Annotated in this window: 5 protein-coding genes; 3 read left to right on the forward strand and 2 right to left on the reverse strand. The window is 60.4% G+C overall.

Annotated features, from left to right (window positions below):
• Nucleotides 1-9 precede the first annotated feature (9 nt).
• Nucleotides 10-1,221, reverse strand: coding sequence for a CmpA/NrtA family ABC transporter substrate-binding protein (locus FBY12_RS12695; RefSeq protein WP_145253048.1), 1,212 nt, complete (start codon nucleotides 1,219-1,221; stop codon nucleotides 10-12).
• 241 nt (nucleotides 1,222-1,462) lie between these two features.
• Between FBY12_RS12695 and FBY12_RS12700 the strand changes: the two genes are divergently transcribed.
• Nucleotides 1,463-2,482, forward strand: a complete 1,020-nt coding sequence (locus FBY12_RS12700; RefSeq protein ID WP_145253049.1) for a quinone-dependent dihydroorotate dehydrogenase — start codon at nucleotides 1,463-1,465, stop codon at nucleotides 2,480-2,482.
• A 297-nt stretch (nucleotides 2,483-2,779) separates the two neighbouring features.
• On the opposite strand, the gene rmf is transcribed toward FBY12_RS12700, so the two are convergent.
• Nucleotides 2,780-2,995 carry a ribosome modulation factor gene (rmf, locus tag FBY12_RS12705; RefSeq protein ID WP_003223300.1) on the reverse strand — a complete coding sequence of 72 codons (216 nt, stop codon included), beginning with the start codon at nucleotides 2,993-2,995 and terminating at the stop codon, nucleotides 2,780-2,782.
• A gap of 530 nt (nucleotides 2,996-3,525) precedes the next feature.
• On the opposite strand from rmf, the gene rlmKL reads away from it, so the two are divergent.
• Entirely contained in the window at nucleotides 3,526-5,796 is a 2,271-nt protein-coding gene (gene rlmKL / locus FBY12_RS12710) for a bifunctional 23S rRNA (guanine(2069)-N(7))-methyltransferase RlmK/23S rRNA (guanine(2445)-N(2))-methyltransferase RlmL (RefSeq protein WP_145253050.1), read from the forward strand.
• Between the two features lie 144 nt (nucleotides 5,797-5,940).
• Nucleotides 5,941-8,337, forward strand: coding sequence for a diguanylate cyclase (locus FBY12_RS12715; RefSeq protein ID WP_145253051.1), 2,397 nt, complete (start codon nucleotides 5,941-5,943; stop codon nucleotides 8,335-8,337).
• The last annotated feature ends 778 nt before the right edge of the window (nucleotides 8,338-9,115 follow it).

Consider the following 9,115-nt stretch of genomic DNA (forward strand, 5'->3'; position numbering starts at 1 on the left):
AGTCTCCTGTCAGCGGCTGGCGAGAAGGGGCGAGCTGTCGCTCATGGCGTGCAGTTTGAAGCTGCGGGCGTAACCGGCCGGGTCGGAGCCATCCCAGACCTTGCCATCGTTCAACTGGCTGCTGCGCATTTGCTCGTCCGGCGTGGCGATGCCCAGCGCCGTCGCGGCCTCACGGTACAACTCCAGTTGCTGAACCTGGCGCGCCACGCCGAGGTAATCCGGGTCGTCGCGCAGCAAACCCCAGCGACGGAACTGGGTCATGAACCACATGCCATCCGACAGATACGGCAGATTCACCGCGCCGCCGCCATGGAAGCGCACCGCGTGCGGGTCTTGCCAGCGATTACCCAAGCCATCGGCGTAATCGCCGAGCAAGCGCGGCTCGATGCAATCCACCGGCGCGTCGAGGTATTCGGGCGCACTTAACAGCTGCGCGGTGCTGCGACGATTTTCGGTGCTTTGTTCGATGAAACGGCTCGCTTCGAGAATCGCCATCACCAGCGCTCGCGCAGTGTTGGGATATTGCTCGACGAAGGCGCGGGTGCAACCGAGGACTTTTTCCGGGTGATCGGGCCAGATGGTCTGGGTCGTTGCCATGGTGAACCCGAGGTTCTGTTTCACCGCGCTGGCGCTCCACGGTTCGCCGACGCAAAAGCCGTCGATCCGCCCAGCCTGCAAGTGCGCGACCATTTGTGGCGGCGGCACCACCACGCTGTCGACATCGTGCAACGGATGAATGCCCTGGCTCGCGAGCCAGTAATACAGCCACATCGCGTGAGTGCCGGTCGGAAAAGTCTGGGCGAAGGTCAGTTTCGCGCGAGTTTGGTGCACGTGCCGGTCGAGTGCTTCAGGACTGGTCACCCCGAGCGCCTGCAAACCGTGGGACAGATTGATGCTCTGGCCATTCTGGTTCAGGCCCATCAGCACGGCCATGTCGGTCGGCGCCACGCCGCCGATGCCCAGATGCACGGCGTAGATCAGTCCATAAAGGCTGTGCGCGGCGTCGAGTTCGCCGCTGACCAGTTTGTCGCGCAGGTTGGCCCACGACGATTGGCGTTTGAGGTTGATGGTCAAGCCATACGGTTGAGCGAAGCCCTGAGTGGCGGCGACCACCACCGAGGCGCAGTCGCTCAGGGCCATGAATCCTACATTGATCGCGGACTTTTCCGGGGCATCGCTGCCATTGACCCAGGCCAGCGGGCCCGCTGTGGTTTGATTCATCGGTTGTCCACCTTGCATAAAAAAGCGCCGTTCCCGGTGGCTGTCGAGCAGAACCGGGTGACGACGCCATTGTCTTTTGATGCCTGCCGCCATTGGCAGGAGCGCTGATGTCATGAGCTGATAACAATGAGAGTGCAAGGCATATGCCAGTGAGCTGATTTGCCTCTGTGCCTCGCTTGCGACCGCGTTGCCCGGCTATAATCGCCGCCTCATTTCGCCGCCATTCGAGTCAAACACGCCCATGTACACCCTGGCCCGTCAGCTGTTGTTCAAACTTTCTCCGGAAACCTCCCACGATCTGTCTCTGGACCTGATCGGCGCGGGCGGGCGTTTGGGCCTCAACGGCTTGCTGTGCAAGGCGCCGGCAAACCTGCCGGTGAAGGTCATGGGCCTCGATTTCCCGAACCCGGTGGGACTGGCGGCCGGTCTGGACAAGAACGGCGCGGCCATCGATGGTTTTGCCCAGTTGGGTTTCGGTTTCGTCGAAATCGGCACGATCACGCCGCGTCCGCAGCCGGGCAATCCGAAACCACGGATTTTCCGTTTGCCGCAAGCCGAGGCGATCATCAACCGCATGGGCTTCAACAACCTCGGCGTCGATCACTTGCTGGCCCGCGTCGCGGCGGCGAAGTACAAAGGCGTGCTCGGGATCAATATCGGCAAAAACTTCGACACACCGGTCGAGCGGGCGGTCGAGGATTACCTGATCTGCCTCGACAAGGTCTACGCGCATGCGAGTTACGTGACGGTCAACGTCAGTTCGCCGAACACTCCAGGCCTGCGCAGTTTGCAGTTCGGCGATTCGCTCAAGCAACTGCTCGCCGACCTGGCGCAGCGTCGCGCCGAACTGGCGTTGCGCCACGGCAAACATGTGCCGCTGGCGATCAAGATCGCCCCGGACATGACTGATGAAGAGACCGCGCAAGTGGCTCAGGCATTGATCGAAACCGGCATGGACGCGGTGATCGCCACCAACACCACGCTGAGCCGGGTTGGCGTCGAAGGGCTGGAGCATGGCGAAGAGGCGGGCGGCTTGTCCGGTGCGCCGGTTCGCGAGAAAAGCACGAATACGGTCAAGGTATTGGCCGGTGAACTGGCCGGGCGTTTGCCGATTATTGCGGTGGGCGGGATTACCGAGGGCAAGCATGCGGCTGAGAAAATCGCTGCGGGCGCGAGTCTGGTGCAGATCTACTCCGGCTTCATCTATAAAGGCCCGGCGCTGATTCGCGAATCGGTCGATGCGATCGCTGCTATTCGCTGATATCCCTCGTCCATGTACATGTAGCAGCTGCCGAGCCTGCGAGGCTGCGTTCGGCGGCGAAGCCGTCGTAAACCCTGCGTGTGCGGTGTGTCCGCAAGACCGGGGTGTCTGATTTCACGACTGCTTCGCAGCCGAACGCAGCCTCGCGGGCTCGGCAGCTGCTACAAAGGATGGCGATGTTTTTGGAATAAAAAGGGCACCTCGAAGGTGCCCCTGGGCCGGAGCCCGCCGTCCGGATGGGACGTGCGTGGTTAAGGTGTTACGTAATCAGATTGTGTTTCAGTGTCAGGCCCTTTGTCAGCCAACGGCGTGAAGTTCGTTGAGTCTGTGGATTCCCGCAGTGCCGGTCATACCGTCCCAGTTGTCGCCGCGTCCTTCTCGCCAGCCGTTGATCCAGGCTTGGCGTACCGACGGTAGAGTAAATGGGCAAAGCTCACGGGATTTGCCACCAACGCCATATTGATATCCGCGCAAAAATGCTCTTTCCAACGGATCACGCTTAAGTCTTCTCATAGGGTGTTGCCCTCACTTGTTGACTGTATTCATCGCGTCGACCTCAATTGAGGTCTGGCAGAAAAATCTGCCGTTGGCGGCTCGCTGCCGGCGTCGCGAGCCAAGTTGTTGACGTCGTTGCGGCGTCAACCTGTGTTGAGTTCTAACCAATGCGTCACATCGAGGGAATGATCGTTTTGTCATAAGGACGTAACCAGAAAGATGCTATGGCCATAAGTAACACGATGTATGACGCGTGTTTGTTGGCCAAACCCCGGTATGATCAGCTCCGCGCTGTATGACGGGTTTAATCCCTTAGTGAGAATGACCCACGTTTACACTGGGGTACTATTCGACGAAGGGTCGCTTTATGACTTTTTGTTGCTGCGACTTTTTTATCTGCCCTGGCATCTAAGCTCTTTTAACCCGAGCAGCCAGGGTGGGACGGCACACCTTCGTGCCACGCGGGCGCTCTTTTAGAAAAGCGCCTGATTGAAAACCGGACCGGCAATGCGTTGCCGGCCCACTTAGCCAAAGGCTCTGAAATTCCAATGTCCGATCAATTCGAAATCTTCCTCACTTGCCCCAAAGGCCTTGAAGGCCTGCTCATCGAGGAAGCCGTCGGGCTTGGCCTTGAAGAAGCGCGCGAACACACCTCGGCCGTGCGCGGCATGGCCACCATGGAAACCGCTTATCGTCTGTGCCTGTGGTCGCGTCTGGCGAACCGGGTGCTGCTGGTGCTCAAGCGTTTCCCGATGAAGGACGCCGAAGACCTCTACCACGGCGTGCTCGACATCGAGTGGCAAGACCACATGCTCAACGACGGCACCCTGGCCGTTGAATTCAGCGGCCACGGTTCGGGCATCGACAACACGCACTTCGGCGCGCTGAAAGTCAAAGACGCCATCGTCGACAAACTGCGCACCCCGCAAGGCGATCGTCCATCCATCGACAAGCTCAACCCGGACCTGCGCATTCACCTGCGTCTGGACCGTGGCGAAGCGATTCTCTCGCTCGACCTCTCCGGCCACAGCCTGCACCAGCGCGGCTATCGCTTGCAGCAGGGCGCGGCACCGTTGAAAGAAAACCTTGCCGCAGCGATTTTGATTCGTTCCGGCTGGCCGCGCATTGCCGCCGAGGGTGGCGCATTGGCTGACCCGATGTGCGGTGTTGGTACGTTCCTCGTCGAAGCCGCAATGATCGCCGCCGATATGGCGCCTAACCTGCGCCGCGAGCAATGGGGTTTCACCGCTTGGCTGGGTCACGTCCCGGCGCTGTGGAAAAAACTTCACGAAGAAGCCACCGAGCGTTGCGCAGCAGGACTGGCCAAGCCACCGCTGTGGATTCGCGGTTATGAAGCGGATCCGCGCCTGATTCAACCGGGCCGCAACAACGTCGAGCGCGCCGGGCTCAGCGAATGGATCAAGATCTATCAGGGCGAAGTCGGCACGTTCGAGCCACGCCCGGACCAGAACCAGAAAGGCCTGGTGATCTGCAACCCGCCGTACGGCGAACGTCTGGGTGACGAGGCGAGCTTGCTCTATCTCTACCAGAACCTCGGCGAACGTCTGCGTCAGGCTTGCCTGAACTGGGAAGCCGCCGTATTCACTGGCGCCCCGGACCTCGGCAAGCGCATGGGCATCCGCAGCCACAAACAGTATTCGTTCTGGAACGGCGCGTTGCCGTGCAAACTGCTGCTGATCAAGGTCACGCCGGATCAATTTGTCACTGGCGAACGTCGCACCCCGGAGCAACGTCAGGTCGAGCGCGAGCAGGCTGAAGTCGAAGTCGCCGACAACGATGTGGCGCCGGGCAAGTACGAGAAGTACAACAAGAACGGCAACCCGATCAAACCGGCCCCGGTGGTGATCGAGCAACCGCGCTTGAGCGAAGGCGGGCAGATGTTTGCCAACCGCTTGCAGAAAAATCTCAAGGCCTTGGGCAAGTGGGTCAAGCGCGAAGGCATCGATTGCTACCGCGTCTACGATGCCGACATGCCGGAATACTCGATGGCCATCGACCTGTATCAGGATTGGGTCCACGTCCAGGAATACGCCGCGCCGAAGTCCATCGACCCGGAAAAAGCCTCGGCGCGCATGTTCGATGCCCTGGCGGCGATCCCGCAGGCCTTGAACATCGACAAGAGCCGCGTGGTGGTCAAGCGTCGCGAGCGTCAGAGCGGCACCAAGCAGTACGAACGTCAGGCTGCGCAGGGCAAGTTCGTCGAGGTCAACGAAGGTGGCGTGAAGTTGCTGGTCAACCTCACCGATTACCTCGACACCGGGCTGTTCCTCGACCACCGGCCAATGCGCATGCGCATCCAGAAAGAGGCGGCGGGCAAGCGCTTCCTCAATCTGTATTGCTACACCGCGACCGCCAGCGTGCACGCAGCCAAGGGTGGCGCGCGCAGCACCACCAGCGTCGATCTGTCGAAAACCTACCTCGATTGGGCGCGGCGCAACCTGTCGTTGAACGGTTTCTCCGACAAGAACCGTCTGGAGCAGAGCGACGTGATGGTCTGGCTGGACGCCTGCCGTGAGGAGTTCGACCTGATCTTCATCGATCCGCCGACATTCTCCAATTCCAAGCGCATGGAAGGCATCTTCGACGTGCAGCGCGATCAGGTGCAATTGATCGACCTGGCCATGGCGCGTCTGGCGCCGGGCGGCGTGTTGTACTTCTCCAACAACTTCCGCAAGTTCGTGCTGGAGGAGAATCTGACCCATCGTTACGCGGTCGAGGAAATCACCCCGCAGACCGTCGATCCGGACTTTGCCCGTAACGGCAAGATCCACCGCGCCTGGAAAATCACGGCCCGCTGACACCTCAGCGCATTTGGATCCACAGAGCCTTGATTTTTAAAGGCTCTTGGCTCCTCGCCGAGCTAGCCAAATTAGTGGCTAATAGCTATAACTCAACCATGGCCAATGGGCTGTTCCGGCACCAGGCGTTTTGAGTTGTGTTCTATGTCGTTGCACGCCGTGCGCCCCAAGATCCTGGGTTTTATCAGCGAAGATGTCTCGGCCTGGCTGGTCGCGTCGCTGGTATTGCTCGCTGGTGGGATTCTTACGGGGTTGCTGGCATGGGGCACGCTGAATCTGTTTCACCATCAATTGCGGCAACGCTTCCAACTGCTGGCCAGTGAGCGTTACAGCCGTATCGAAGAACGTTTCGAAGATCAGGAGCAGCGCCTCGACGGGCTGCGCCGGTTCTTTGCCAATTCCGGATCGGTGTCCCGCGCCGAGTTCGACGGCTACACCGAACCCTTATTGCATCGCACCCAAGCGTACTCGTTTGCGCAGCGCGTCAGCCGCGAAGAGCGCCCAGCGTTCGAGCAAGCGGTGCGTGATGAAGGTTTCAGCGATTTTGCCATTCGTGAATTGAACGGGGCGGGCGAGCTGCAATTGGCCGGCAATCGCGATGAATACGTGGCGGTGCTGTTCAGTCAGACGCTGAGTCGGCTCGGTTCGCCGCTCGGTTACGATTTGCTCGCGCAACCCTTGCGCCGCGCGACCCTCGAACGCGCCGCCCAGTCGGGGCGCATGGCGGTGTCGCAACCGATGCATCTGGTCAGCGTCGAGCCGGCCTATGCGCGAGGCGTGCTGCTGGTGGCGCCGGTGCAGCGCGAACAAAATCCGCCCGGTTCGACTCAGCCATTCGGCTATGTGATGGCGGTGATCAGCATGCGCCAGTTGCTCGCCGACGGGCTGCCGGACGCCGGTTATGACTATCTGACGGTGCGCATTCTTGATTTGTCGACCGACGATCAGCACGAGGTGTTGTACGAATCTTCGAACACCCCGGCCGAAAGCAGTCTGTCCGCGAGTCGTCTGCTGCGCATGGCTGATCACGATTACCAGGTGGACATTCAGCCCAGCGAGGCATTTCTGCAGGCGAATCATTCGTCGGTCACCAGCCTGGTGGTGCTCGGCGGTTTGCTCAGTGTGTTGCTCAGTGCGCTGCTCTACGTTTTGGTCAGTCAGCGGCAACGGGCGCTGACCCTGGTCGAGCAGCGCACCGAGGAGCTGCGCGCCCGCGAGGAGGAATTGCGCGGCACGCATGGCCAGTTGCGCGGCGTGCTCAACGCGGCGACGCAAGTGGCGATCATCGCTACCGATCTGCGCGGGGTCATTAGCACCTTCAATGCCGGCGCCGAGCAGATGCTCGGTTATGACGCGGCGGAGGTGGTCGGGCACATGACCTTGGAGAGCCTGCACTTTCCCCGTGAGCTGGTCGCGCGTTCGGCGGAATTGAGCGCGCGTTACGGCAAGTTGATTCCGACCTGTCAGGCGATGCTGGTCGAGGGCGGCGAGGAGGGCGGTCATCAGGCGCGCGAATGGACGCTGGTGCGCAAGGATGGCAGTCATCTGGCGGTGAACATGTTGGCGACGCCGGTGCTGGACGAGCAGGGGTTGTGGGTCGGGCATTTGGCGATCTGCATCGACATCACTGAGCGCAAGCGTGTCTACGAAGCCTTGGCGGCGCGGGATCTGCTGCTGAAGAAGCTCAGCGCGCATGTGCCGGGTGGCATCTATCAATTCAAAATGGAGTTCGACGGGCGCTTCAGCGTGATTTATGCGAGTGATGGCATTCGCGAGATTTATGAGCTGGACCCGGATGTGTTGCTGCTGAATGCCGAGGCGATTTTCACCCGGATTCATCCGCAGGATTCGAGCCGCGTGCGCGCGTCGATCCGCGATTCGGCGCTGACGGTCAGCCCGTGGCGTGAGGAATATCGCGTGCAACTGCCGCAGCGTGGTTTGCGCTGGGTGCGCGGCGAGGCCACCCCGGAAGAATTGCCCGGCGGCGGCGTGCTGTGGCATGGCTATATTTCCGACATTTCCGATTTGAAGCGGGTGGAAGAGGAATTGCGCGCGCTGTCGGTCACCGATTCGCTGACCGGGATTCACAATCGGCGCTATTTCCAGGAACGCCTGACCACCGAAATGGCCCGGGTCGAGCGCGGCGGCGGCGAGTTGTCGGTGATCATGCTCGACATCGACCACTTCAAACGCATCAACGACCAGCATGGCCACGCCGTCGGCGACCGGGTGCTGCAAGCGGTCTGCGAACGCATCGGCCATCGCCTGCGCCGCACTGATGTGTTCTGCCGTTTGGGCGGCGAAGAGTTCATGGTGCTCTGCCCGGACATCGACGGCGAACACGCGCATGTGCTGGCATTGCAGCTGTGGCAGGCGTTACGCAGCTCGCCGATTGACGGCGTCGGCACCGTCACCGCGAGTTTCGGCATCGCCAGTTGGCGCGCCGGCGAAGGCGCCGATTCATTGCTGCTGCGCGCCGATTCCGGGGTATACGCCGCAAAACAAGCGGGCCGCGACCGGGTAGAAGCACAGCCAGGCTGACCCAAGCCTCGACCAACCCTCCGGATTTGATGCCCCCAAACCAAATCCCCTGTGGGAGCTGAGCTTGCTCGCGATAGCGGTGTGTCAGCCAACATTTAAGTCGACTGCCACACCGCCATCGCGAGCAAGCTCAGCTCCCACAGGGGTTTGTGGTTGGTCAGGGAAATCGTGTTCAACCACAACCCTGTAGGAGTGATCCTGCTCGCGATAGCGGTGTATCAGCCAACATTTAAGTCGACTGACCCACCGCCATCGCGAGCAAGCTCAGCTCCCACAGGGGTTTGTGGTTGGTCAGGGAAATCGTGTTCAACCCACAACCCTGTAGGAGTGAGCCTGCTCGCGATAGCGGTAAGTCAGCCAACATTAAGTCGACTGATCCACCGCTTTCGCGAGCAAGCTCAGCTCCTACAGGGATTTGTGTCGGTCAGGGGATTTGTGTTCACCGAGGGTGCAGGGATTTGTGGTGGGTCTGGGAATTTGTGTCCACCGCAGGTGCAGGGATTTGTGGCGGGCAGAGGATTTGTATTCAACCCACACCCCTGTGGGAGCCGAGCTTGCTCGCGATAGCGATCTGTCAGCCAATATTCAAGTCGACTGCCACACCACCATCGCAAGCAAACTCAGCCCCCACAGGGTTTTGTGGTTGGTCAGGGAAATCGTGTTCAACCCACAATCCTGTAGGAGTGAGCCTGCTCGCGATAGCGGTAAGTCAGCCAACATTAAGTCGACTGATCCACCGCTTTCGCGAGCAAGCTCAGCTCCTACAGGGATTTGTGTT

The sequence above is a fragment of the Pseudomonas sp. SJZ131 genome (assembly GCF_007828705.1).
GTDB lineage: Bacteria > Pseudomonadota > Gammaproteobacteria > Pseudomonadales > Pseudomonadaceae > Aquipseudomonas > Aquipseudomonas prosekii.

Bases quoted from the DNA above. Each gene is read 5' to 3' on its own strand.
- FBY12_RS12695 (WP_145253048.1), bottom strand. From the start codon at position 1,221: ATGAATCAAACCACAGCGGGCCCGCTGGCCTGGGTCAATGGCAGCGAT.
- FBY12_RS12715 (WP_145253051.1), top strand. From the start codon at position 5,941: ATGTCGTTGCACGCCGTGCGCCCCAAGATCCTGGGTTTTATCAGCGAA.
- rlmKL (WP_145253050.1), top strand. From the start codon at position 3,526: ATGTCCGATCAATTCGAAATCTTCCTCACTTGCCCCAAAGGCCTTGAA.
- rmf (WP_003223300.1), bottom strand. From the start codon at position 2,995: ATGAGAAGACTTAAGCGTGATCCGTTGGAAAGAGCATTTTTGCGCGGA.
- FBY12_RS12700 (WP_145253049.1), top strand. From the start codon at position 1,463: ATGTACACCCTGGCCCGTCAGCTGTTGTTCAAACTTTCTCCGGAAACC.